The organism is Pseudoalteromonas sp. bablab_jr011 (assembly GCF_016464045.1).
GTDB lineage: Bacteria > Pseudomonadota > Gammaproteobacteria > Enterobacterales > Alteromonadaceae > Pseudoalteromonas > Pseudoalteromonas lipolytica.
Map to the genome: position 1 here is coordinate 36,675 of NZ_JACDWU010000263.1, position 24,844 is coordinate 61,518.

The window sequence follows — 24,844 nt, forward strand, 5'->3', positions numbered from 1 at the left end:
GCATTGAGCATAACGGCGTTACTTTTTAAGCATGGCACGCAAGTTAGCAACACGTGCTTGACCTTTTTCCATTCGCTCTGCTTGAGAAGAAGGCGGTTTCTTTGCTTCAAAGGCCAAATCATCCTGTGGTAACTCCTGCACAAAACGACTCAGCTCTGTATCCGATGTTTCACCAAACTGACGGCGCAGCTTAGCGTATGTCATAACCAACTCTTGCTGGGCTCGTGTGATACCTACGTAAGCAAGACGACGTTCTTCTTCAACGTTATCTTCGTCGATGCTCACTTGATGAGGTAATAACCCTTCTTCCATTCCCACCATAAATACATACGGGTATTCCAAGCCTTTTGAAGCATGCAAAGTCAGGAGCTGTACCGCATCAGATTCATCTTCTTCTTCATTGCGCTCAAGCATATCGCGCAGCGTTAACTTGCTCACCACTTCTGCTAAATTCAACGGGGGGTTATCGGCATCACCGGTCAGCATATCGGTGATCCAACGATATAACTCCGACACATTCTTCATACGCATTTCTGCGGCTTTTGCGCTAGGCGATGACTCGTAAAGATACGCTTCGTAATTAATTTGCCTGACCAGTTCTTTTACCGCTTCGAGCGTGTCACCCCGCACTGCATTATCAGACAGTTCAACCACCCAACGAGCAAACCCTGCTAACGCATTAAAGCCCCGCCCTTTTAAACGATGTGCAAGTTCAGGCTCAAAGCAGGCAGCAAATAAACTAATGTGCTTTTCGTTGGCAAGTGTGCCTAATTTTTCGAGAGTGACGGTACCTATTTCTCGTCGTGGGGTATTCACGATACGTAAAAATGCATTGTCGTCGTCTTGATTAACCAACAAGCGTAAATACGCCATGATATCTTTAATTTCTGAACGTGAGAAAAACGACATTCCGCCACTAATTTTATATGGGATACGGTTACTCATCAGCGCTTTTTCGAATACGCGCGCTTGGTGATTCCCCCGATATAAAATGGCGTAATCTTTATAGCTGGTCCGCTTCATGAACTTATGCGAAATGATCTCTGCAACAACGCGTTCAGATTCATGCTCTTCGTCACGACAGCCAATGACTTTAATCGGTTCACCATAACCTAGTTCACTGAACAGTTTTTTATCAAACTCATGCGGATTATTAGCAATAAGAATATTGGCTGCTTTAAGAATACGCCCTGCACTTCGGTAGTTTTGTTCAAGTTTAATTAAACGCAAACCCGGAAAGTCTTTACTCAATAACACCAGATTTTGTGGTTTAGCACCACGCCACGAATAAATTGATTGGTCATCATCTCCCACCACCGTAAAGCGAGCACGTTCACCCACTAATAACTTAACCAATTGATACTGGCTCGTATTCGTATCTTGATACTCATCCACCAGCAAATAACGAAAACGCTGTTGCCAACGCTCACGTGCTGTCGCATTTTGTCCCAGTAGCAAGGTGGGGATCATGATCAGATCATCAAAATCGAGGGCATTATAAGCTCGTAGTTGATTTTGATAGCGGGCATACAACTGGGCAAACAGTGCTTTTTGTGGCTCACGCGCTTCACGAATCGCCCGTTCGGGTAAAATAAGCTCGTTCTTCCAACTGCCTATCTGCATTTTTAACAGGTTTAATAAGTCTTTGTCTTTTTTTAGTTCGTCTTCTGTAAGCTCGATTAATAATTGATTAGTATCTTGATCATCAAACAATGAGAATCCTGGCTTAAAGCCTAATGTGGTTAATTCTTTTTTGATGATCTCAAGACCTAAGGTATGAAATGTCGAAACCCATAACCCTTTAGACTCTTGCTTACCAAGCGTTTGTGCAACACGCTCGCGCATCTCTTTTGCCGCTTTATTAGTAAAGGTAACGGCTGCTATGTTACGTGCTTGATACTCACACTTTTGCACCAAGTAAGCGATTTTGTTGGTAATTACACGCGTTTTACCTGAGCCTGCGCCAGCTAATACCAAACACGGTCCACTGATATACTTTACCGCTTCATCTTGTTTTGGGTTGAGTTTCATAAGCCCCTAAGAAATTATCCAAAGACAGAACCGGCAATTTTACCGTAATCACTACACTACGCCTAGCCAATAAGGTAAGATTGTTTTTTTACGTGACTCAAGGGACGAAGATGATCAACCCAGCAAAACTTGAAGAAATCGCAAAGCAAATCACTGATAACATGCCACAAGGCGTGAAAAACCTTGCCGACACCATTGAAGGTAAAACGAAGCAAGCTATCCAAAACAAACTTGCTGAGATGGACTTTGTAAGCCGTGATGAGTTTGATATTCAAAGCCAAGTACTTATTCGAACTCGTGAAAAACTCACGGAGCTAGAAGAAAAGGTTGCCTTACTTGAACAGCAACTTGCTAGCAAACAAGACGAACAATAAAAAAGGTGAGCTACTTAGCTCACCTTTTTTCTATCCATTTAAGTCTTAACTTTTCTCTGCAATACGTTCGAAAACACGTTTTACCGCAGTACCGTATGTCTCTGTGGCTTCTTCTGCACAGGTCACCACGGATTCAAGGTCATTTAAATGACCATTTGCTAAACCATACACCCAACCATGAATCGTAAGTTCTTGGCCTTTCGCCCACGCATCTTGCACGATATTCGTACGGCACACGTTACGTACTTGCTCAATTACATTGAGTTCAATCAGGCTGTTTAAACGTTCTTTTTCTGGTAATGCGTTTAACTGTTCGATGTGTTTTTCTTTTACATCACCAACATGACGTAGCCAGTTATCAATTAAGCCAAAGCGTGCTTCATTTAAAACCGCTTGAACACCCCCACAGCCATAGTGTCCAACGACCATAATGTGCTTAACTTTAAGTACTTCAACCGCGTACTGCATGACTGATAAACAGTTATGGTCAGTATGCACAACCACATTTGCAACGTTACGGTGTACAAATAACTCACCCGGTAATAAATCAACTATCTCATTAGCGGGTACACGTGAGTCCGAACAGCCAATCCACAAGTACTCGGGATTTTGTTGCATTGATAGAATTTTAAAAAACTCAGGATCACTTTCACTCGTACGCGCAGCCCAACGTCTATTATTTTCGAATAAATTTTTTAACTTTCTCATTGCGCCTCTTTACGATTTTTAATAATTAGCTTGGATCAAGATATTCCTTGGTGTGAGCTGTTTTTCACAAAACGTACTTACTGATACCTGATAGCCTTGTTGTTGCAAATATAAAGCACGATCGAGCACGAGCCAAACTTCAATTGCTCTTCTGAACACATGTCGGATGAGTTCAATGCGTTCTGTGACCCTTTTACGCTGCTTACCTATCTCTAAAAATGCATTGTAATCAATATCATCTGGTATATGTAGTGACTTTTTATCAGCTGCCCACAAACAAAATGACCTAAATGAATCAGAAAATACCGCTTTATTCACGGAAGGCACACTCACATAGTGCTGAACACCGGTAATTGATTTACGTAATGCATCAAAACCAAGTCGCCACTCGACTTCTGTTTTTCTCACTTTATCAACCCGACTTGGTGCGGTCACGGTTTCTTGCAAGGCCAGCTTTAAATCGCGATGGGTTAGCGTCAATTGACTATGCTGTGCATGCTCACTCATTGCTTGGTAGGCATCGTCGGTAAATAAGTGATAACAACAGGGTGAAAAGCTTATCTGCTGGGTTTTGGCCCGACTTGCCTGCTGCATAAATGTTTGGTGTAAACGACCACATGCATGTAAAGCGACGGCATGTTGCTCTGTTTTAAAAAATGCATCGGTGTTATCCGTTAATACATTCGCTTGTGAAAACTGCATGGCTAATTGTTGCTGCTTAGCACTATGAGCTCCCTGCTCACACAGGTGCTCTTGTAGTTCAATACTGTGTACCGAGGGTGCGCCACTAAATGCCAGCATCCGCCCTAAGTGTCCTTTGCCTGCACACCACTCTAAAACAGGGTGTTGCTGTGAATTTTGGCTGATCGCTGCAACAAAATCTTGTAACTGCTCAAACTTGCGTCCTTTGATGCCATTACTGATCCAAAATGGAAACTCATTCCTTGGCAACTTTGTTGTGGGCAGTTCGCATAAGGCATTAAGTTCATCAACACCGTCTATAGCATCGCAAAAGTATTGATATAAAGCATGCTGGTCGGCATCAAGTTCACTCACTTGGCTGTCATCAATCGCCCATAATAAAGACGTTAATTCAGGCCATGGAATATCATCAAAGTCAAATGCCGTGCATTGCCAGTATTGGCGAGTTGAATAAAGCAGTGTATCTAAAGCAGCAAAGTGCTGGGCAAGTGTCATAACTACAAAAACGACAAAAAATAAAAGTGAGTATAACAGTTTTTAAGAGGTTTAACGCCTTCCATTGCTTATTAGACCAATGTACAAAGGAACACATGCAATGCTCAATATTATCGCTAAAATAAGCATCCAAGATAACTCTATGCCCTCGCTTTGCTGTTGATCATACATAAACCCTGAAAATGCATGATCAAATTCGTCTTGATCGATGTTGTAAAGGTCAGCGATAAGTCGCCATTTAGCCATCGACATGCCCCCCAACTTGCTGCCCGGTGGCTGAATATAGTTAGCGAGTACATCGGCTTCATAAGCAAGTTCCTGCATACTTTTGTGCGGGGCATAATCACGCTGAGTGACATTAATACTCTCATTCATATTATGCAGTGCATAACGCCATCCCTTTAAACTTGCTTGATAAAAACGCTCAACTATATCCGGTTTATTTTTAAGCATAGCCTGCGAGGTATATAAAATATCGCCATACACATTCAGGCCAAATTTTTGTGGACAAATTAATCGGTGCCCAACACCACGCAGTGTTAAAGTATACGGCTCATTAGTTACATACACTTGCACGGCATCAAGTTCGCCAGCTAACCACTGCTCTATTCCGCCTTTTTGGCTTGCAGCCATTAAACTTTGATAATCAAGCCCCGCCCTTTGCAGCATGACTAACAACTCTGCGTTTTCAAGTGAGCTAATTTTACTGAGTTTTTTACCCGCAAAATCACGCGGCTGGAAAATATCAGAGTTATTTTTAACCATCCAACAATAGGGGGAGAACTGCAGCATAGCCGCTAAGGCAACCACGGGGGCACCTTGCACACGTTGTTGCAAAATACCAGAATGCGTAATAGCAAAGTCGGCTTGACCATTTAACACCTGATCAAACGTGTTAGGGTTGTTAGGATCTGCGGGTAAAATAGTGACATCAAGTCCAGCGTCTTTATAAAAGCCTTTTTTTGCTGCCATGTAATAGCCAGCGAACTGGAATTGATGAGTCCATTTTAGTTGCAAGGTCACCTTGTCAGAGCCATTGGCACTTATGCTTAGCATTAAACAAAGTAACCCTAAGTAATAACGCATTCCTCGCACGCATCATCCTTGCTTTACAATCGTGCAATAACTATAGGAAAAATATGCAAAAAATCAAGGCTCCTCGATGGAGCCCAGTTTATTGATTGGCAGCTTTAGCTTCACTCAACTTTTGACCTTGAGTCGTTAAAAATTGCGTGAAACATGGATTATTGGTTTCATCCTGAACATTATAACCAAGACGATTTAAATGCTCGTTAAATACGTCGTAATCACTCGGTTCGATGGCAAATGCAGCAAGTACATTACCTACAGAGCCACCATGATTGCGATAATGGAATAACGTAATATTCCAGTTACTGCCTAACGTATCTAAAAATCGCGCTAATGCACCTGGGTATTCAGGAAATTCAAAACGTAATAATCGCTCATGTAATTGCGCTGGGGCTTTTCCACCCACCATATAACGAATGTGTAATTTAGCCAATTCGTTATCTGACAGGTCACAAAATGTATAGCCATTTTCAGTGAGTACTGCTTTTAACTCATCTAGCTCTTGCTGACCTTGGCGAAGTGCAATACCCACAAATATTTGTGCTTCACCCGGTCCTGCATAACGGTAATTAAACTCTGTAATAGCTCGGCCACCTAACGAAGCACAAAATTGCTTAAAGCTGCCTTTTTCTTCTTTGATGGTGACGGCGAGTAATGCTTCGTTCTTTTCACCCAACGCAGTGCGCTCAGCAACGTAGCGTAAACGATCAAAATTTAAATTCGCGCCCGATAAAATAGCAGCAACATTTAAGCCTTTTACACCGCTTTGCTGACACCATTTTTTCAAACCCGCTGTCGATAAGGCCCCTGAAGGCTCAGCAATTGCACGAGTAGAAACAAAGATATCCTGCATAGCAGCACAAATCTCATCGCCACTCACGGTCACAACTTCATCACAAAACTTTTGTGCTAAGCGGAACGTTTCGGTGCCGATTATTTTTACCGCTACGCCATCAGCAAAACTACCAACGCGGTCAAGCTCCACAGGTTTCCCCGCCTCTAATGCTGCTTTTAAACACGCACTTTCATCCGCTTCAACACCAATTACTTTGATATCAGGTCGCAATGATTTTATGTACACAGCCATTCCCGCCAACAAGCCACCACCGCCAACAGGAATAAAAACGGCATCAAGGTCGTTTAGCTGCTGCATCAGTTCTCGCGCAACTGTGCCTTGACCAATAATGACATCGGGGTCATCAAAAGGAGGCACAAATACGCCATTGCGCTGCTCTGTTAGCGCTAACGCGTGGGCTTTTGCTGCATCAAAGTGATGACCATGTAATACAACCTCACCACCTAGCGCGCGCACTGCACTCACTTTAATTTCGGGTGTGGTTACCGGCATAACAATTGTCGCTTTGTGCCCTAAAAACGATGCACTTAACGCGACGCCTTGAGCATGGTTGCCAGCCGATGCAGTGACCACATCAGAGCCCTTTGGCAACTTACTCAACTTATGGAATGCACCGCGCAATTTAAACGAATAAACCGGTTGTTGGTCTTCACGCTTCAACCACACATGATTACCGAGCCTTGCGCTAAGTTCGGCCATTTCACTGACCTCAGTAACCTTTGCAAGCGGCTCCATATTTGCTTGGATGATAGCGCGAAAATAATCGAGCTCCTGTGAAACCATGATTAACTTAACTCCTCAAGCTTAGCTAAATCACGGACCGCCCCTTTGTCTGCACTGGTTGCCAATAATGCATACGCTTTTAGTGCCGATGATACATAACGCTCACGATCGCGTGGTTTAAAGGCCTCTTTACCACGTGCTAATTGCTTTTGCTTACGTGCTTCAAGCTCTTCATCGCTCAGGGCTAAGGTGATTTCGCGGGTGGCGATATCAATAATAATTTTATCGCCGTTCTCTACATACGCAATTGCTCCCCCGCTGGCAGCCTCAGGCGAGACATGACCAATCGATAAACCAGAGGTACCACCCGAAAAACGGCCATCAGTGATCAATGCACATTTTTCACCTAAACCTACCGATTTTAAGTAGCTGGTCGGGTACAACATCTCTTGCATACCTGGGCCCCCTTTTGGCCCTTCATAGCGGATCACCACAACATCACCCGCTTTTACTTCACCATTTAATATACCTTCAACTGAATCATCCTGTGATTCGTAAACCACTGCTGGGCCTTCAAAATGCAGCATTTCTTCAACAACACCGGCACTTTTAACAATACAACCATCCAGCGCTAAATTTCCCGACAGCACCGCTAAGCCACCATCTTGACGAAACGCATTTTCAACACTGCGAATACAGCCATTTTCACGATCGTTATCCAGTTCAGGCCAACGACATTCTTGGCTCATCGCCTTTGTAGTGCGGATACCCGCTGGGCCTGCTTTATAGAACTTTTGTGCAACAGCATTGTTTGGATCTGTGGCATTCCACTTCTCAACTAACTCCGCCATCTTCATCCCTGCAACGTGATCCACAGACAAATCAACTAATCCCGCTTTACCTAGCTCACGGATAATTGCCATCATGCCACCAGCGCGGTGCACGTCTTCAATGTGATATTTGCTTGTGGCAGGTGCAACTTTACATAAAAAAGGCGTTTTGCGTGAAAGCTCATCAATATGCGACATATCAAAATCGACACCCGCTTCTTGGGCTGCGGCTAATAAATGTAACACCGTGTTTGATGAGCCACCCATTGCAATATCCACCACCATTGCATTCATAAAAGCGGTGCGATTGGCGATGGCACGCGGCAATACGTCGGCATTATCTTTTTGATAATACTCACGGCATAAATCAACGATGCGTGCGCCTGCTTCAACATATAACTGTTTACGGTCTTTATGAGTGGCAAGTGTTGTGCCGTTACCAGGCAATGCCAAACCAATTGCTTCTAATAAGCAGTTCATTGAGTTAGCCGTAAACATCCCCGAACATGAACCACACGTTGGGCACGCTGAGCGCTCTACTTTGTCTGAGTCTTCGTCGCTGACTGAGCTATCGGCACCTTTCACCATGGCATCAACTAAGTCGAGTTTAATGTCGATATCAGCAAGGCGGGTTTTACCTGCTTCCATCGGTCCACCTGACACAAAGATAACCGGAATATTTAAGCGTAATGCAGCCAGCATCATACCTGGGGTGATTTTGTCGCAGTTAGAAATACAGATCATCGCATCGGCACAATGCGCGTTAACCATGTACTCTACTGAGTCAGCAATCAGATCGCGAGAAGGTAGCGAATACAGCATACCGCCGTGGCCCATCGCAATCCCATCATCAATCGCAATGGTATTAAATTCTTTTGGCACACCACCCGCTTCAGTAATCGTTTCGGCCATTAGCTCACTGAGTTGGTTTAAATGAACATGCCCTGGAACAAACTGCGTGTATGAATTCACAACAGCGATAATTGGCTTACCGAAGTCCTTATCTGTCATTCCTGTTGCACGCCACAATGCACGTGCGCCTGCGCGTTTACGACCTTCTGTTGTTGTTGCACTTCGTAATTTAGCCATAGTTACCTCTGTTGTTGCAGTGGCGTGCCACTGACTTCCTCATTCCTAATTTATTTCTTACTAAAGCATAGTCTGTGCTGCTCTAGTTACCTGTTGAATTTGTCTGTGATTAAATTGCTTGCTGTTGCAGCTGACTCTCAAGCGTCACATGCTTTACATCGACCAATTTATTTAACTGCGACGTTAATAAATGAATAGGTTTATCGCTAACCACTGTCATAGTCACTCTGAATGCATCTTCTGCCATTTCTAAGTTCATTTTTGTTAGGTCAAAACCGCGATGACGGGCAACGCGTAAAAAGCGCTCAACAGCGACACTTTGATTTTTGAGTGCAATCGTTAGGGTGTGTTTCATTTTACTGTCTCCGTCATCATCTCATCATTGGCTGCACCGGGTGGTACAAGCGGCCATACATTTTCTTTGTCATCGATACAGACATGTAAAATGTAAGGACCTTGACTATTCACAAGTGCATCAATCGCCGTGTCAACTTCATCCGCTCTTGTCACAGTTTGACCTGGGATACCAAACACTGCAGCGAGTTGAACAAAATCAGGGTTATCTGAAAGATTGGTCTCAGAATAACGCCCCTCGAAAAATAACTGCTGCCATTGACGTACCATGCCTAAACGCTGGTTATCTAAGATAAGTATTTTTACTGGTAAATTATTACGGCGAATTGTCGCCAGCTCTTGAATGTTCATCATGATTGAGCCATCACCCGAGACCGTAATAACAAAATCGTCTGGGCGTGCCACTTGTGCACCTATTGCCGCAGGCAAACCAAAGCCCATCGTACCCGCCCCGCCACTGCTTAAATGATTGCTGGGGTGCGAAAACTTCATATGCTGTGCAACCCACATTTGATGCTGGCCCACATCACAACACACCACACCGGTCTTCGGCATTTTTTGGCTCAGTTGATTTAGCAGGTAAGGCGCAAATACTTTTTCACCCGGATAGTCATAACGCCACGCATGCTCTTTCATCATACTTTCAATATGCAAAAGCCACTCATCTGGGGTTACAAAGCAATCGAGTTGCGGTAGAGACGTTTTTAAGTCAGCGACGAGAGACGCTTTTACAGGCTTTCGTTTGCCGATTTCTGCTGCATCGATATCCAAATGAATAACTTTAGCTTTGGCGGCAAACTTACTTAGGTTGCCCGTAACTCGGTCATCAAAGCGCGCACCAATACACACTAAAACATCGCATTCTTGTACTGCTAAATTAGCCGCTTTGCCACCGTGCATACCTAGCATGCCAAGGTCGTACTCGTAATCAGGTAACACACTCCCCAACGCTTTTAACGTTGTTACCGCTGGCATGTGGGTTTTTTCTAAAAACTGCATAAGCTCGTTTTGTGCATCTGCGGCTTGTACACCGCCCCCCACATAGGCAACGGGTCGTTGTGCTTCACTTAATATTTGATTCGCAATGGCAACTTGGTTGGGGTCAAGTTTTGGCAACGTATCTTCTGCCGCTAACCAAGGATGGAATGGCACCTGTGCCATTTGAATGTCTTTAGGAATATCGACTAACACAGGACCCGGACGCCCTGTTTGCGCTAGGTGGATGGCTTCTTGCAGTATTTCAGCTAAATCTTCAGGGCGTTCAACCATGTAGCTGTGCTTTGTACAAGACAACGACATACCGAGTACATCAATCTCTTGGAATGCATCTGAGCCAATCGCTGCGGTAGGCACTTGCCCCGTTATCGCCAATAATGGCACCGAATCCATCATCGCATCAGCCAATGCCGTGATAAGGTTAGTCGCACCCGGGCCTGACGTTGCAAAACACACTCCCAACTTACCCGTACTACGTGCAAAACCTACAGCGGCAAAGCCAGCGCCTTGTTCATGACGGGTCAAATAATGTTTGACGGGCGCGCCATACAAAGCGTCGTAAATAGGCATGATGGCACCACCCGGGTAACCAAAGACATCCTTTACGCCATGTTTGGCTAATAAATCGATTGTTAACTCTGCGCCTGTCATCTTAAATCCTCATTCCTCAGTGACATTGTGTATTTTTTGCGGTTAAAACAAAAAGCCCCCCGGACTGTTAAGTGCGGGGGGCTTTTTTAATGCTTCACTTTTCTCTAAGCACTAAGTAGCCCCCGCGGTAATAATAATCACCACGACGTTAATTAGGATTAGAGATAGTTTATTTGTAAGCATTTACTGATACCAAATTCGTGTCATTTGTTGCGGAAATCTAGCCATCCCGCTGCCTTTTTCTATTAGTACCGCGCCCAGCCCTTCAAGTCAACATAAAAATCAATTCAAAAAACATCACAAAAAACGAAATTAAAGAAATAAATATCTAAAATTAACTATATTTAAGATTAAAAATTCACATATAGCTAGCTATTGAAATTTCATACCTCGTTATAACCAATTAAATGATTGATTAATTTTTAGCTTTCATAGGTGATTTTTTTCGGGTTGTTCTCATTTTATTAAACCTCTCTGTGAAAATTAGTTTAGTATTGAAAACAACAACAGCATGAAAAGGAAAGTTATGAAATTCATACAGCGTATTAATGCCCTGTTTTTTGTTCTACTACTACTGGGCTTTAGCCAGCAAGTATTTGCTGAACCAGGACTTTGGAAAGTAGAGAAAAACGGCATTGCCTCATATTTATTCGGCACGGTGCATGTCGGTGATAAAAGTATGCAAGGACTGCCAAGCAAAGTAACCAATGCACTTGATAAGACCGATAAAGTCATCGTTGAAGTCGATATCAGTGCGATATCTCCTGTCGATATGCAACGTCGCTCATTGCCTTTTATGATGCTAAAAGACGGCAAAACATTACAGTCAGAACTCTCTGAAGCTAACTATGCCAAACTGCAAAAATACTTTGCAGATAAGTCCATAGATATTGCTATGTTTAAAAACTTAGCACCGTGGGCCGTCATGATAACCATGATGCAAATGGAGTTTCAAAAAGTGGGGTTTTCTGACCAATACGGAATTGACAAGCAAGTCCTTGCTTACGCTAAAGACCATAAAATTTCAGTGGGTGAGCTTGAAACGCTAGAACGACAAATGGAAATGTTTGAACACTTAGCAATCATGAATGATAAAATGATTGAAGAAACTTTCGCGCAACTCGCCGATGCCGACACCTATTTCTTTGGTTTAATAAACGCGTGGAAGTCGGGTGATATGGAAACACTCACTCAGTTTTATAACGAAAGTTTTGATGACTCACAGTATGGTGAACTCAGTGAACAAGTGATGCTAATTGATCGCAACAACAACTGGGTTGAGCAATTATCTAAGCGTATCGGTAAAGAAAAGCTATTTATAGCAGTCGGGGCACTGCATTTGCCTGAGCAGCACGGTTTACTTAAACAGCTAGCCGATAAAGGCTTTACGGTGACACGCATTTAAATCAATTGCATGTCCAAAAAGCGCCTAAGGCGCTTTTTTTATGTCATTTTCCATCTCTAAATAATGCGCTATTCCAGCAATGTGATCGCTTGCATGGTGATTAACATAAATCACGGTACTGGTTTTTGCGCTGCAAATTTTTTCGATTAATAATAAAACCCGCTGTCTGTTTGCCTCATCAAGCCCTAAACATGGCTCATCGAGAATGAGTAAGTTAGGATGCTTAACCATCGCGCGGGCAATCAACAACAAGCGTTGATCACCAAATGACAACTGAGTAAATGAACTGTTTTGTTTATCACTTAAGCCAAGTAGTGCTAGCCAATTTTTAGCTATAGCCAGCTGTTTATCACTCGCTTTTTGATAAAGGCCAATACTGTCATAAAAACCAGAAATAATCGTATTCAACGCCGAAGTACCCACACGGTAGTCCATGTGTAACGCATTAGAAATATAACCAATATGCTGCTTTATTTGCCAAATACTTTCGCCACTCCCCCGCTGATAACCAAATACCTTGATGTCGTTGTTATAACACTGTGGGTTATCGCCAGTAATGAGGTTTAATAGGCAGGTTTTACCAGAACCGTTTTTGCCGGTTAATTGCCAATGCTCGCCTTGATTAATTTGCCAATTAAGCTTTTCAAAAATAGCTTTTCCGCCAAAGCTGACCGACACATTCGTGAGTTTAACCAGGATAGGGTCAATGAGCGGTGGCGCTTGATGGTCACTATCAGCCTCTGGTATCTCTAAATCGGTGTGTGTTAGATGCAATAGTTTAAGTAAATCATCTCGCTGTTCAGCACTTGGCTGCGCTAATTGATGAGTAACTTTACCGTCTTTTATAAACGCATAATGATCAACACAGTCTGGAATCTCAGATAAGCGATTAAGCACAAAAACCATCGTTGTTGTTTCACTTAACTTTGCTAACTGATGGTTCAATTCAGTCATCGCTGCTACATCTAAGCCATCAAAGGGCTCATCAAGTACCAATAGCTCAGGCTGACCTATTAACGCTTGGATCAGCATTAATTTACGTGTTTCACCGGTCGATAAATCACGAAACGCTTTATGTAGTTTACTTTCAAAATCAAAGGTCTCTAATAGCTGATTGAGCAGCTGATTATCGATTTGTTGAGGGCTTCGACCTGCTAAAATGAGGTCGCTGACACGACTGAATGAAGACACCCCTTCAATAATATCGTCCTGATCTTTGTTTAACTCTTCTGCAAGTAATTGCTTTTGTCTATCTGGCGATACCAGCGCGACGCGCTCAAAACTATTTGTGTACTGGCCTTGTTCGATAGTAGCAAACCCAGCGATAACAGCCGCTATTGCCGACTTTCCGGCACCATTTGCACCTAGTAACACCCAGTGCTGCGATGCTGATACTGTCATGCTTAAATTGTCTACACAATATACATCATTGCCCTGCCCTTTTAGGCTGGCTTTAACATTAACCAACTGCGTTTGTTGCACTTTGAACCCTCATTCCACGTTATGTTTAGTTCGACGTTACCGCATTCAATAAAAAATTAAAAACCGTTTAAACCTTTTTTAATCACCGCTGCGACTAAGGTATAAAAGGTCATTAACAGGAACATACAATGAAAAAATTACTGGGTGTAGCAGCAGTGGGCTTAATACTGACAACCTCACAAGCAATGGCAAAAGATTCACGTGAACTCAATCACACGTTTGCGATTAATAATGCCAGTCAGCTTGATATCGACTTTCCGGTGGGCAGCTTAGAAGTACAAAGCTATGACGGCAGCGAAGTACACGTCACCATTCGTATTGAGCCAAAAAATGACAAAGGCTGGTTTGGCTCAGAGATTGACTTGTCAGACATCGAACTGAACCACTCTCAACGCGCTAATCTATTAAGTTTGAAATTAGATAACGATGACATTCAACAAAATTGGTTAGTTAAAATGCCAAAATCAATGGCGATTGATGTTGAATTAGGTGTGGGTGACATTGAGATTAATGAACTGAGCAATTCGGTTGAGATTGAACTGGGTGTCGGTGCAGTGCGGATCGATAGTGCACTTGATGACTACAAACGCATTGAATTAGAGTCAGGTGTTGGTGATACCAAAATTCGTGGCTTAAAAAATGAGGCTAACACGCACCGTAAAGTGGTGAGCTCACAGTCAAGTTACCAAGGCAACGGTCAGTACAACATTGACGTAGAAGTCGGCGTTGGTGACATAAAAGTTAGACACTAACTCTTCATTTTAAACAACTTATCCCTGTTTGCCCTCTGTGAATAATGCGCCGAGGGCTTTTTGCACTGACTCGACTGAAATCGGCTTATACACATGCATATCGGCGCCTAAGTCATAAATTCGTTGCAAGTCCTCATTCGAGGTGTTGGCTGTTACGGCAAGTATCGGCGTTAATAGCGATTGTTCATTGCGGATAATATCTGTTGCCTTAAAACCATCCATAACTGGCATGTTTAAATCCATAAATATCACATCGTATTTTTTTTCAGCTGTCATACTTGTCGCAATTAAGCCATTACTCGCAATGTCATAACTAAAGTCAAACTGACTAATAATACGCCCTAAAATTGTGGCATTGAGAGGATTATCTTCAACTATTAAGCAATGCAGGTTTGTTGGTAACTGCATTGGCATTTCAGATTTGGGGGCATTTTCGAGATCCAAATGAATAACGACTTTAACCCCATGAGGCTGAACGTTTTGAAACTCAATCTTGCCATTCAGTGCTTTTACAATATGCATAACCCGTAAAAGGCCTGTTTTTAAGCCCTGAAAATGCTGTTCGCTATCATGCTCAAAGTCAAGTAGCTCAGCAGGAGGATGCTCAAAACCGGTGCCATTATCTTGCACTTCCAGAATAACCTGTTTGTGACCTTTGCAAATCGCATTCACGGCAATTCGACCTTGTTTAGGGGTGAACTTAACCGCATTATTGATAAGCTCAGAAAGCACTTGTTGTAGCCTTGCGTGATCGGTCACCACGTCTTTGTCTAATGCCTCAGACATATTCACACTGAGCGTAATATTTTTATCGTTACACGCGTACTTATAAGGCGCAATAGCTTGATTCAAGGTGGTTAATAAGTTGCTTGAATGTGGCTTTAGCTGCCAGTCGCCTGATGATAGCTGTTGTAAATCGAGTAGCTCATCGAGCATAGCGACCAAACGGTTAACGCAGTATATGGCTTGTTGCTTCGTCAGTTGTTGATTATCGCTAATATCAAGCGCTTCTATCGACGAGGTAAGACCTTGCAAGGGGGTTCTGAACTCATGACTTGTTCGCGCAATAAACCGCTCTTTATTTTTATTAACCCGCTCTGCATACTCTTTTTGTTGTTGGTATTTCTGAATGGTATTTGCAATCAGCTTTTCCATTGGTTTAAAAATAAAAATAAGCTCTATGATTAACAACACAATAGCAGCAAGCCAAAACACCACCTCAAGTACCGAGATAATCGTGACTTTATACACCGATTCTTGCTCGAGTAATTTTACCGCTTGATCTAACTTAGTTAGCAGCGCCTCTAATTGTTCGCTCACAAAAATAGAACTGTCTATATTGCTGGAGTTAGTGCGACTATTTAATAACTGCTGAGCCTGACTTATGTAGCGCTTAACATGCGCATCAAGTTGGTTTGGAGGAGAAAAGTAATGCGCTTCGAGTGCAGAGTTTAAATGAATAAATTCGCCATTTTCTTGTTCAAGTAAAAACTGATGTCCTGACACAAATTGTTCTACAGCCTGCTGTAACAACCTACGATGTTGCTCTTTTAGACGCTCTGAATCCTGATAGATCAAGGCATTTCCATGCAGCGCTATTTTTTGTGAAAGCATCCGCTGCTTACCGGCAATGTTGATCACCTTCGCATCCCCTTTTTGCACATAAAAAAGAGTCTGCATTAGGGCAGCAGAGATGGTTATCAAAATAGCAATGGCTGATAACCCCCACCGATATCGTTGTCGGATATCCTTAACTAGCTTCAACATGTATTACTCATTTATTTTTAAGCATAATTGTAGTTCACATTTCACAATAAAGCCCACTCTAGGTGGGCTTTAAACTATCGGTTAACACTATCAATTACTTTATCTATTTTCGAGCCGATTATAATCAAATAGCCCAAACTCAACACCGCGATATTGCTTGGCAACGTGGTGCAAAATATCACTGTATTGCCAAAACTGTGGGTGCGTTCGACGAATGGAAAACTCACTTTTCAAATCTCTGTACGCTGCTTCATCAGTGACTTTAGCAAGGCCTGATGCGAACGCATTAACTTGCTCAGTATTGTGTAAGTACCAAATCGCTTCGGGGTAGTCACCAATAAAACCAGGCACAATCGTCACGGTATCTTCATCATAGGCACGCTGACCTTCTTCGTTCAATAAGCTCGAAATATTATAATGAGCATTATGGTGAATAATGGTGTATGCCTTATGCGCATCCGCCCCCTCTTTCACTAACACAAATGAAATTTGTGGCAATAAGTTAATCGCTTTTACCGGTAACTCATTAATCTGCGAGAGAGGCTCTGGCACTTGCGTGTAATCATAACGCGTACTCAATATAGGCTTTAACTTTGCTTTAAGGATGTTGAATAACTCTGCCTGTGGGTCTGTGGTTTTATATTCAATGCCCGATGGCTGACTAAAGGACAGTTCATCTTCAAAAAAGCTCGTGAGACTTGGCGGTGATTTACGATACCATTGGGCTTTGATTTCTTCTCGTTTGTTCTCTGGCAGTAACGCTAAGTAATTGCCCTCACCCTCTAAGCGTAAAAAGTCCATGTATAAACGCGTTAATAATTGATGGCCTATATTGCCATACACATCAAAGCCAGCCACCAGCAAGTAGTGAATGCGCTCAAACAAAGCATAATCAAGCACCCATGCTGTTTTAGGCTGTTGGCCTATCCAGCCTTTAACCACGGTTGCACTATCAAAATGACGAAAAACGGTGAGTGCCGCATTTTGATTATGACCATCGCCACGCCACAGTAAATCGGTGGTTAAGTGCTGGCCATTGGCGAACATTTTGTTGGCCAAAGCCACTTTAGCAGAGAGATACTTATTTTGACTCTTTGAGTATTTCACCCAGCTTGAAATAGGCAGTGCGTTACTTTCTTCTTCAGCGGGCAATGCCAGTGCATCTTCATGCTGTAATAACAGCTCACCCACCTTAGGGGTTGCTGCCATTTCAGGTTTTGCAAAGGCAACCCAAAATTGATCGTTAATAACATTAAGGGCTATTTGACCACGACATACAGGGCCTTTAATAAACCCCATAATGATCAGTTCAGCTTCATCAAGCATAAACTGATAACGAGAATTTACCGGGATGGCCGCAAATGCTTTAAATGGATTTGAAGCAACATCCGGTTTATAGCTTGGCAGCTTATCAACCTGATACTCTGTTTCGATAAATTGAGCGTGCAAACGCGCAAGTTTTTCATCATTAAGAGCAAGCGGCAGGTGTGTTTTTGCCAAAATAGTTGAACGGTCATGCATCAAACGATAATAAACTCGAGATACCTTGGGATCTTCGTAAGGACGACGCGTACTAATCACTTTAACGTCTTGGCCCGGTGGGGTTGATGAGCGAACGAGTTTAAAGTAGCTGTGTTTATCTCCCTGTTCGGGGAAATAAATATGGGCTAAATACCAGTGCTCATAAATATACCGAGCTGCAAGTTGATGCTTTAAACCCTCTTGGTTTAAAAACGCTTCCCAGCGCTCAACTTGTTTAAGTACGTTTTTTTCTGGCGGCTCAATATGTGCCAGATAGCCCCCTTGCTTTAACCATTTTGCTAAACGCTGAAATTCTTCACTTGAAATACCCGGCAAACCATATGGCATCCCACTGTGCGGGTTGTCCTTTGCAAACGCATCGAACTCATTCATGGTTGTACATGTTTGCTCACGATCGAGACTAAAATCAAACTCATCACCTAAGATTGCTTGTGTCGGAAGCGGGCTACTTTGTTTAAGCACTAACGCATTGTAAAGGACACTGGCAGCCAAATTCGCCTCTTCAGTTTGCACACGCTCATTAAGCACCGGTGTAAAACCTTTTTCTCGCCACTCAGTGGTATCGAGTGCGTCAAACAGCAATCGGCTAGGCTCTTGGGCCAGTAAGCGCGTTCCATCGTAAACACGTTCTTTACTGAGGCCTCTGTCGATGCCCTCAACCGAGGATAACTTCAATTGGCACGGCGCATCATAACAGCCATGACACACCACACAGCGACTATCAAGCACTGGCTTTACATCTGCCAAAAACTCAGCACCTTGTGGGGTTGATGCTGCAACAACACGCTGTTGAGGCTGCTCTTTACCAAATAGCTCATCATAGTGCGCTGCCCCTAAATAAGCGCAACCACTTAATAAGATTAAGCCAAATAGTGTCGTGAAGGTTTTTTTCATCCTTCTTCCTCGCTATCCTCTAGGTCATCACCTAAGTCAAAGGTTGGCATCATATCGACTTGAGGCGATACAAAACTGCTGTCGCCCTCAGCGCTGAGCATTGCACTTAATAGTGGCCCACGAACAAGGGTTAGCTGAGCATGGTGCTCACCCTTTATCAGTGACTGATATTGTTCAGCCAATGCTTCGAGTCGATAATCAGTTAAGGCAATAGCCACACTACTATCAACAGCAGGATTCTGGCAAAGCTGGGTAAGTAGATTTTCATCTAACGTGACGTGTAAAAGTAAATCAGGCGACTCAATGTCACGACTATTGAGATGCTCATCGAAATAAAAAAGGGGAAGGGTTAAATCGCTATTTTGCTCTAGTTCCATGTGCTGTTCTCTACATCAATATGGCTGTCATTGTAGAAGTATAGCAAACAAAAAGAGCAAAAATTAGCGAAAGTTATCAGCAGTTAACCGCTTTTTTATTGCTAACTGCTTTACTGTTAATGACTTATTTTCTCACTCTTTACCAAGGTAAAGTTTCACCATTTGAGTGCCAAAAACCACCACTATTATCAAGGTTTAGCTCATCGATGCGCTTTATTAAACGTTCAGCGGCTGTCTCTGGGCTGATATCACCTGCAAAATTTACCATCTCTGTTTGTACAAACCCGGGATGAAATAGCCCAACGGCTATCTGCTTATCTTTAAGCTCATGAGCCAAACTCACTCCCGCAGCATTGAGTGCGGCTTTTGACATACGATAGCCTATATAACCTCCCGAGCCGTTATCAGCGATTGAGCCCATTCGTGATGTAATCATCGCTACTTTGGCATCAATCCCTAAGTTTTGTAATAACGCGTGAGTAATACGAACAGGCGCAATGGCATTCACACTTATTTGCTTTTCAATTGCAGCAAAATCCATCTCATCGAGGGTTTCGTTATGAAAAATACCCGCGTTGTTGATCAAAATATCTATTTTGTCGCCATGAAGATGATTGGCAAGTGTTGTTACATCGTCTGGATTAGCGACATCAATATCACTGATTATTTTCACATCGAGCGCTTTTAGCTCTTCACTTGGCGTGCGAACAACCGCCGTAACACGGTTTCCTAGCGTTAAATAGTGCTTACAGAAATTAAGACCAATACCTTTATTGGCACCCGTTACAACCACATGTTTTGTCATTCGTCTGCTCCTTCGTTAGCGTATACCCTATACCTTGGGACTGATAACAAAAAACCAAGGGCTGGTGCTTATTGAACTGTGTACTTTAAATGATAAATCGTACAGCCAAAGACGTGCTGTAAGGGTGTGCCGCTTTAATACATTCAGCGGCAACGTTTAGCAAGGCATGTTAATGATGGTGCTGATGCTCACTTTGCAATTGATTACCTTGCGCATCATAAAAACCAGTCGCGCCATGCTCTACAAACCCTAAATTAATCATCTTGGCTAAAAAGGGGTCGCTTTCATTATCACCAATGTCGGCATAATCTGTCGTTTGAAAGTTATCCCACTTGGCAAATTGTGCTGTTACCGCGTCTTTATTGTGCTCAACCGTGGTTAAAGCAACTGTGCGACTATAAGAAGGCGATGAAATACGCATTTCTTTAACCAGCTGCTGATTAGCAAGCCACGTTAACTCTATTTTTGTCTCTGCTTGCTGGTATTGATAATGTTCAGTCAGCTCACAACCTTCGCCTGCACTGTTTTTTAAAGTCATTTTTTCGAGCAGTGCATTACTTACCAACTGATATTTGGCACTCCAATCCTGTTCGCCCTGAACCTCAGAAGGCTGATATTCAATACCACGCTGTGCGTGTTGAAAGTAACGGATTGGTCGCATTTGCTGATTACGTAACTGTTGCCACAACTCGATAAATTGTGGGTTTTGCTTAGCCACTTGATGAGGCGTACGCCAAAGCGTAAAGGCGTTTTCTGTGTGCTGTTTGTTAGCAACAGTATCGGTTGTGACAGTATAGTTTGCTTTCGCATAACCGGTGTTTGTATCGCACTGACCTGCAACAGCAAGTGGGCTAAGTAATGAAGCAATTAATATCGCAGCTTTCACGGGAGTCTCTTTTCTTTTAAAGGTGTTGTATTCGATGTAAGGAGAGCCCCTAAGGGCTCTCTGCTAACATTTATTGGGCTAATTTAGCATCAGCTTGTTTCACAAGGTCAGCGGCATAATCCATCACATGGAAAATAAGGCTTTGCTCATTCGTACCAGTAACTAAATGGGCTCCTGGGCCTACTGCATACACACCAACATCTTCTGCTGCGTGTGTTTCAGAGCTAAGCGGTACCACCGCTTCTTGATGGAAACCCGGTGTAGTTGTATCAACATCGGTGAGATCAACACGCCCAGTCACGGGTGCAAAGTTATAGCCCGCATCCGCATCGGTTTCATCACCTAAGTCACGAAAGCCACCGCCATTAGTGTATCCTACAGTAGTGTATGGCATATTATCCGCTGCGAGTGATGGCTCATCACTCCCCACAGGCACGACTTTACCTAAAATTGGGTTACCACGTTTTGGATAACCAGCAATCGTGAACACATGGCTGTGGTCAGCCGTAATAATGATCAAAGTATCTTCAATGCTGGTTTTATCCAATGCAACTTGAACAGCCTTTGAAAGCTCAACCGTATCACTTAATGCGTTGTACGCATTGCCCGCATGGTGAGCATGGTCAATACGACCCGCTTCAACGGTTAAGAAGAAACCTTTGTCATTGTTATCAAGCACGTCAATTGCTTTTGCGGTCATTTCAGATAATGAAGGTTCACCAGCAATATCGTTAGCGCGATCGGCTTCATACTGCATATGTGATTCATTGAATAAACCAAATAAACGCTCAGTTGTGTCTGCATTCACAGCATTAAAACTTGCTTGGTCCATAACATATTGACCCGCTGGGTATTTCGCTTTCCACTCAGCAGTTAGGTCGCGACCATCCGTACGGTCACCTTCAACACTGCTTACAGCGTCCGCAGAGTTAAACGCGGCATCTTTAGGTAAGAAGTGACGACGACCACCGCCCAACACGACTTCTAAGCCATCAACATCTAATCCCGCATAACGTGCTTCAAGGTTTGCTTCGAAGTTAACGAGTTGCGAGGCGATATCTTCACATCCCGCAGCGACAGCCGCTTCTGGCATATCAGATACATCTTCCCAGTTACGGTCAGCCGATTTTGCATAGTTGGCAGCAGGTGTGGCGTGTGTAATTCGCGCTGTTGATACAATCCCGGTCGATTTTCCTGCAATTTCAGCAAGCTCTGTTGCTGTTACCAGCTCATTACCCGCAACCGTCGCACAGTTACCACGTTCGATATCTTCATCAACGCCGATAACACCGGCATCTGTTTTAACACCAGATGCCATTGCTGTCATCGTACCCGCAGAATCCGGCGTTTGTGCGTCAACGTTGTATGTTTTTGCAAAACCAGAAAACGGCATCGCTTCAAAACTCAGTTGATGCTCTTCGCCCAACTTGCCTTCAAGCTGACCCGCCATAATGCGTGCCGCTGTCACGGTAGAAATCCCCATACCGTCACCCACAAATAGAATGACGTTTTTCGCTTTCCCTGACTCTTTAGCAACCGCAGCGATGCTCTCTTCGCTTGCCGCCATCTTAACTTTTGCGGCCTTAAACCAATCATTGCTCGTCAGTGGCGCAAGCTGCTGTGCGGTCAGTGATGTGGCTGGGTCATTACACGCAACCGTTGTCTCTGTGATTTCTGCTGAATCTAGCTCACCATTGCGGTTTGTATCTTCACCCGATACGGTTTCTGTACCACCATTCACACACTGCTCAGACCCGACAGCTAAGGTGTTTTCAACTGTGATTGTTTCAATTGGGCCTTTGTCATCATCATCAGAACAACCCGCTAATGCCACTACTACAGCAAGAGAAATTAAATTTAGTTTTTTCATTGTCATCGCCATTATTCTTCAATTAGTTCTAGAGCTTGATTTATGATGTGGAAAATTACATTTTGCTCCACAACGCCTTGCGCTAACTGCGCACCTGGACCTTTTGCATGCAATGAAATGTCTTCGCCCGCATGCGTCTCAGAACTTAATGGCACAGTGGCTTCTTGGTGGTAACCTGGGGTCGTTGTATCAACACCCGTTAAGTCAACACGGCCAGCAAATGCAGCGTCGTTATATGACGCATCTGCATCAGTCTCATCGCCTAAATCACGAAAGCCTAAACCATTTGCATACCCGACTGTTGTATACGGCATACCGTCTGCAGCTAGAGTCGGCGCTTCTTTACCAACGGCAACCACTTGACCCAGTATTGGATTACCGCGTTTTGGGTAACCCGCAATGGTAAATACATGACTGTGATCTGCGGTGACTAAAATAAGCGTTTCTTCTGGGTTAGTGTTTTCAACAGCCGCTTGCACTGCTTTTGCAAATTCAACGGTGTCGTTTAATGCGTTGTAAGCATTTCCCGCATGGTGAGCATGGTCAATACGTCCTGACTCAACCGTTAAGAAAAATCCTTTATCATTATTTTTAAGAATGTCGATAGCTTTAGAGGTCATTTGTGATAATGAAGGCTCGCCCGCAATATCGTTACTACGGTCTGCTTCATACTGCATGTGTGACTCATTAAATAGTGCAAACACGCGTTTTGTATCTGCATTTAGTGAATCGAAACCAGCTTGATCCGTGACATACTGACCCTCTGGGTAGAGTGTTTTCCATTCTGCAGTTAGGTCTCGCTCGTCTGTGCGGTCCCCTTCGACTTCACTAACAGCATCAGCTGAATTGAATGCCGCATCTTTCGGTAAAAAGTGACGACGACCACCGCCCATCACAACCTCTAAACCATCCACGTCAGTACCGACAAAACGTGCTTCTAAATTCTTCTCAAAGTTAACAAGTTGAGATGCAATATCTTCACAACCAGCTTCAACGGCATCAGCCGGCATATCAGAAATATCTTCCCAGTTACGATCCGCCGATTTTGCATAAGTTGCAGCAGGTGTCGCGTGTGTGATTCGTGCCGTTGATATTACCCCCGTTGCTAGGCCTTTAATTTCAGCCAGTTCAGTCGCGGTAATTAATTCATTGCCAGCAACTGTCGCACACTTGCCACGCTCAATATTTTCATTAACACCAATCACGCCAACGTCAGTCTTAACTCCTGAGATAATAGCCGTCATCGTCCCCGCTGAATCAGGTGTTTGTGCATCCACGTTGTAAGTCTTAATTTGCGCAGAGTAAGGGAACTCTTCAAAACTTAAAAAACCTTCTTCGCCAGACTTACCGCCCATTTGACCTGCCATGATGCGTGATGCAGTGAGTGTCGACACCCCCATACCATCACCCACAAATAAGATCACATTCTTCGCTTTAAATGCCTGTTCTGACTGAGCTACCTGTTCTTTCTTGATTAATTTAGCTTCAGCGGCACTGTACCACTCATTTTGTTTTTGACTATCTGGTAACACACCGGCATTCGCCGTCGCTGACAATGCCAACGTAAAGCCAATTGCTGAGGCAATTTTATTCATTTTCATCGTTACGTTCCGTTAGTACGTTATTTTAAGAATTGTATGCGACTAATTAAGCTGCACATGGATAATTAGCGAGCTTATGGTAGGAAGTATTTATGACTGAATAAGTGACTTTTAATGACGAAAATATTAAACAACTGATTAACAGCCAAAAGAAAGAAGCACTGTTTTAAGGTGGTTAATAATGGCGAGAAGCGAGAAGCGAGAAGCGAGAAGCGAGAAGCGAGAAGCGAGAAGCGAGAAGCGAGAAGCGAGAACAAAATAAAGCCACGTTAACCTCAAGCAAACTTTTTGATGTTTAATTACACCAGTAAGTAACCCCCGCTCGGTAACTGACTTCTAATATCTACCTTCTAATATCTACCTTCTAATATCTACCTTCTAATATCTAGCTTCTAATATCTAATTTCTAATATCTAATCTCTATTTTCTCATCCATAAAAAAACCCGAGACTAAGCTCGGGTTTTTCTTGAATGCTTAATGCATCACTATAGTTGATTACTCAACGATAGTTGCAACAACACCAGCACCAACTGTACGGCCACCTTCACGGATAGCGAAGCGTAA

19 protein-coding genes and 1 pseudogene are annotated in these 24,844 nt (G+C 43.3%); 3 read left to right on the forward strand and 17 right to left on the reverse strand.

From position 1 onward, the window contains the following. Positions 1-18 precede the first annotated feature (18 nt). A complete protein-coding gene (rep, locus tag JIG41_RS15810) occupies positions 19-2,031 on the reverse strand; it encodes a DNA helicase Rep (RefSeq protein WP_065978246.1) in 2,013 nt (670 codons plus the stop codon). 110 nt (positions 2,032-2,141) lie between these two features. On the opposite strand from rep, the gene ubiK reads away from it, so the two are divergent. Then, a complete protein-coding gene (gene ubiK / locus JIG41_RS15815; protein WP_036971505.1) occupies positions 2,142-2,405 on the forward strand; it encodes a ubiquinone biosynthesis accessory factor UbiK in 264 nt (87 codons plus the stop codon). A gap of 45 nt (positions 2,406-2,450) precedes the next feature. On the opposite strand, the gene can is transcribed toward ubiK, so the two are convergent. From can to ilvG, 7 genes are all read right to left on the reverse strand, one after another. Further along, a complete protein-coding gene (can, locus tag JIG41_RS15820; RefSeq protein ID WP_036971509.1) occupies positions 2,451-3,113 on the reverse strand; it encodes a carbonate dehydratase in 663 nt (220 codons plus the stop codon). Between the two features lie 18 nt (positions 3,114-3,131). Then, a complete protein-coding gene (locus JIG41_RS15825) occupies positions 3,132-4,310 on the reverse strand; it encodes a methyltransferase (protein WP_036971512.1) in 1,179 nt (392 codons plus the stop codon). 51 nt (positions 4,311-4,361) lie between these two features. Further along, entirely contained in the window at positions 4,362-5,396 is a 1,035-nt protein-coding gene (locus JIG41_RS15830; RefSeq protein WP_230236836.1) for an ABC transporter substrate-binding protein, read from the reverse strand. Between the two features lie 88 nt (positions 5,397-5,484). Next, entirely contained in the window at positions 5,485-7,038 is a 1,554-nt protein-coding gene (gene ilvA / locus JIG41_RS15835; protein WP_065978247.1) for a threonine ammonia-lyase, biosynthetic, read from the reverse strand. A gap of 2 nt (positions 7,039-7,040) precedes the next feature. After that, positions 7,041-8,897: a dihydroxy-acid dehydratase gene (ilvD, locus tag JIG41_RS15840; RefSeq protein ID WP_075594318.1), complete on the reverse strand. Its 1,857-nt coding sequence runs from the start codon at positions 8,895-8,897 to the stop codon at positions 7,041-7,043. 109 nt (positions 8,898-9,006) lie between these two features. Continuing rightward, entirely contained in the window at positions 9,007-9,252 is a 246-nt protein-coding gene (gene ilvM / locus JIG41_RS15845) for an acetolactate synthase 2 small subunit (protein WP_036971521.1), read from the reverse strand. Further along, positions 9,249-10,898 (reverse strand): acetolactate synthase 2 catalytic subunit, encoded by a 1,650-nt coding sequence (gene ilvG / locus JIG41_RS15850; RefSeq protein WP_036971524.1) that lies wholly within the window; start codon positions 10,896-10,898, stop codon positions 9,249-9,251. The genes ilvM and ilvG overlap by 4 nt, the downstream gene beginning before the upstream one ends. A 526-nt stretch (positions 10,899-11,424) precedes the next feature. On the opposite strand from ilvG, the gene JIG41_RS15855 reads away from it, so the two are divergent. Beyond that, a complete protein-coding gene (locus JIG41_RS15855) occupies positions 11,425-12,303 on the forward strand; it encodes a TraB/GumN family protein (RefSeq protein ID WP_036971526.1) in 879 nt (292 codons plus the stop codon). A 24-nt stretch (positions 12,304-12,327) separates the two neighbouring features. On the opposite strand, the gene modF is transcribed toward JIG41_RS15855, so the two are convergent. Next, on the reverse strand, positions 12,328-13,785 hold the full coding sequence (modF, locus tag JIG41_RS15860) for a molybdate ABC transporter ATP-binding protein ModF (protein ID WP_312000535.1): 1,458 nt from the start codon (positions 13,783-13,785) through the stop codon (positions 12,328-12,330). Between the two features lie 128 nt (positions 13,786-13,913). Here modF and JIG41_RS15865 point away from each other — a divergent pair, with 128 nt between their 5' ends. Continuing rightward, on the forward strand, positions 13,914-14,537 hold the full coding sequence (locus tag JIG41_RS15865) for a DUF4097 family beta strand repeat-containing protein (protein WP_065978250.1): 624 nt from the start codon (positions 13,914-13,916) through the stop codon (positions 14,535-14,537). Between the two features lie 18 nt (positions 14,538-14,555). Here the strand turns inward: JIG41_RS15865 and JIG41_RS15870 are convergent, their stop codons facing one another. From JIG41_RS15870 to JIG41_RS15905, 8 genes and pseudogenes are all read right to left on the reverse strand, one after another. After that, positions 14,556-16,304, reverse strand: coding sequence for a response regulator (locus tag JIG41_RS15870; RefSeq protein ID WP_118843946.1), 1,749 nt, complete (start codon positions 16,302-16,304; stop codon positions 14,556-14,558). Between the two features lie 99 nt (positions 16,305-16,403). Then, positions 16,404-18,740 carry a fatty acid cis/trans isomerase gene (locus JIG41_RS15875; protein ID WP_036971537.1) on the reverse strand — a complete coding sequence of 779 codons (2,337 nt, stop codon included), beginning with the start codon at positions 18,738-18,740 and terminating at the stop codon, positions 16,404-16,406. After that, positions 18,737-19,117, reverse strand: coding sequence for a hypothetical protein (locus JIG41_RS15880; RefSeq protein WP_036971539.1), 381 nt, complete (start codon positions 19,115-19,117; stop codon positions 18,737-18,739). Before JIG41_RS15880 ends, JIG41_RS15875 begins: the two co-directional genes overlap by 4 nt. Before the next feature lie 139 nt (positions 19,118-19,256). Continuing rightward, complete coding sequence (locus tag JIG41_RS15885; protein WP_036971542.1) at positions 19,257-19,922, reverse strand: SDR family oxidoreductase; 666 nt, start codon at positions 19,920-19,922, stop codon at positions 19,257-19,259. A gap of 169 nt (positions 19,923-20,091) precedes the next feature. Further along, the gene (locus JIG41_RS15890) at positions 20,092-20,808 is read right to left on the reverse strand and encodes a hypothetical protein (protein WP_199525068.1); all 717 of its coding nucleotides are present in this window, start codon (positions 20,806-20,808) and stop codon (positions 20,092-20,094) included. A gap of 70 nt (positions 20,809-20,878) precedes the next feature. Further along, positions 20,879-22,678, reverse strand: coding sequence for an alkaline phosphatase (locus tag JIG41_RS15895; protein WP_199525069.1), 1,800 nt, complete (start codon positions 22,676-22,678; stop codon positions 20,879-20,881). Positions 22,679-22,689: 11 nt separating this feature from the next. Further along, the gene (locus JIG41_RS15900) at positions 22,690-24,279 is read right to left on the reverse strand and encodes an alkaline phosphatase (RefSeq protein ID WP_118843943.1); all 1,590 of its coding nucleotides are present in this window, start codon (positions 24,277-24,279) and stop codon (positions 22,690-22,692) included. Positions 24,280-24,775: 496 nt separating this feature from the next. Continuing rightward, a pseudogene (locus tag JIG41_RS15905) lies at positions 24,776-24,844 on the reverse strand (elongation factor Tu); the annotation flags it as partial.

Bases quoted from the DNA above. Each gene is read 5' to 3' on its own strand.
- ubiK (WP_036971505.1), top strand. From the start codon at position 2,142: ATGATCAACCCAGCAAAACTTGAAGAAATCGCAAAGCAAATCACTGAT.
- JIG41_RS15855 (WP_036971526.1), top strand. From the start codon at position 11,425: ATGAAATTCATACAGCGTATTAATGCCCTGTTTTTTGTTCTACTACTA.
- JIG41_RS15870 (WP_118843946.1), bottom strand. From the start codon at position 16,304: ATGTTGAAGCTAGTTAAGGATATCCGACAACGATATCGGTGGGGGTTA.
- ilvA (WP_065978247.1), bottom strand. From the start codon at position 7,038: ATGGTTTCACAGGAGCTCGATTATTTTCGCGCTATCATCCAAGCAAAT.
- JIG41_RS15830 (WP_230236836.1), bottom strand. From the start codon at position 5,396: ATGCGTTATTACTTAGGGTTACTTTGTTTAATGCTAAGCATAAGTGCC.
- JIG41_RS15880 (WP_036971539.1), bottom strand. From the start codon at position 19,117: ATGGAACTAGAGCAAAATAGCGATTTAACCCTTCCCCTTTTTTATTTC.
- can (WP_036971509.1), bottom strand. From the start codon at position 3,113: ATGAGAAAGTTAAAAAATTTATTCGAAAATAATAGACGTTGGGCTGCG.
- JIG41_RS15895 (WP_199525069.1), bottom strand. From the start codon at position 22,678: ATGAAAAAACTAAATTTAATTTCTCTTGCTGTAGTAGTGGCATTAGCG.
- JIG41_RS15900 (WP_118843943.1), bottom strand. From the start codon at position 24,279: ATGAAAATGAATAAAATTGCCTCAGCAATTGGCTTTACGTTGGCATTG.
- JIG41_RS15885 (WP_036971542.1), bottom strand. From the start codon at position 19,922: ATGACAAAACATGTGGTTGTAACGGGTGCCAATAAAGGTATTGGTCTT.
- JIG41_RS15865 (WP_065978250.1), top strand. From the start codon at position 13,914: ATGAAAAAATTACTGGGTGTAGCAGCAGTGGGCTTAATACTGACAACC.
- JIG41_RS15825 (WP_036971512.1), bottom strand. From the start codon at position 4,310: ATGACACTTGCCCAGCACTTTGCTGCTTTAGATACACTGCTTTATTCA.
- ilvD (WP_075594318.1), bottom strand. From the start codon at position 8,897: ATGGCTAAATTACGAAGTGCAACAACAACAGAAGGTCGTAAACGCGCA.
- rep (WP_065978246.1), bottom strand. From the start codon at position 2,031: ATGAAACTCAACCCAAAACAAGATGAAGCGGTAAAGTATATCAGTGGA.
- ilvG (WP_036971524.1), bottom strand. From the start codon at position 10,898: ATGACAGGCGCAGAGTTAACAATCGATTTATTAGCCAAACATGGCGTA.
- ilvM (WP_036971521.1), bottom strand. From the start codon at position 9,252: ATGAAACACACCCTAACGATTGCACTCAAAAATCAAAGTGTCGCTGTT.
- JIG41_RS15875 (WP_036971537.1), bottom strand. From the start codon at position 18,740: ATGAAAAAAACCTTCACGACACTATTTGGCTTAATCTTATTAAGTGGT.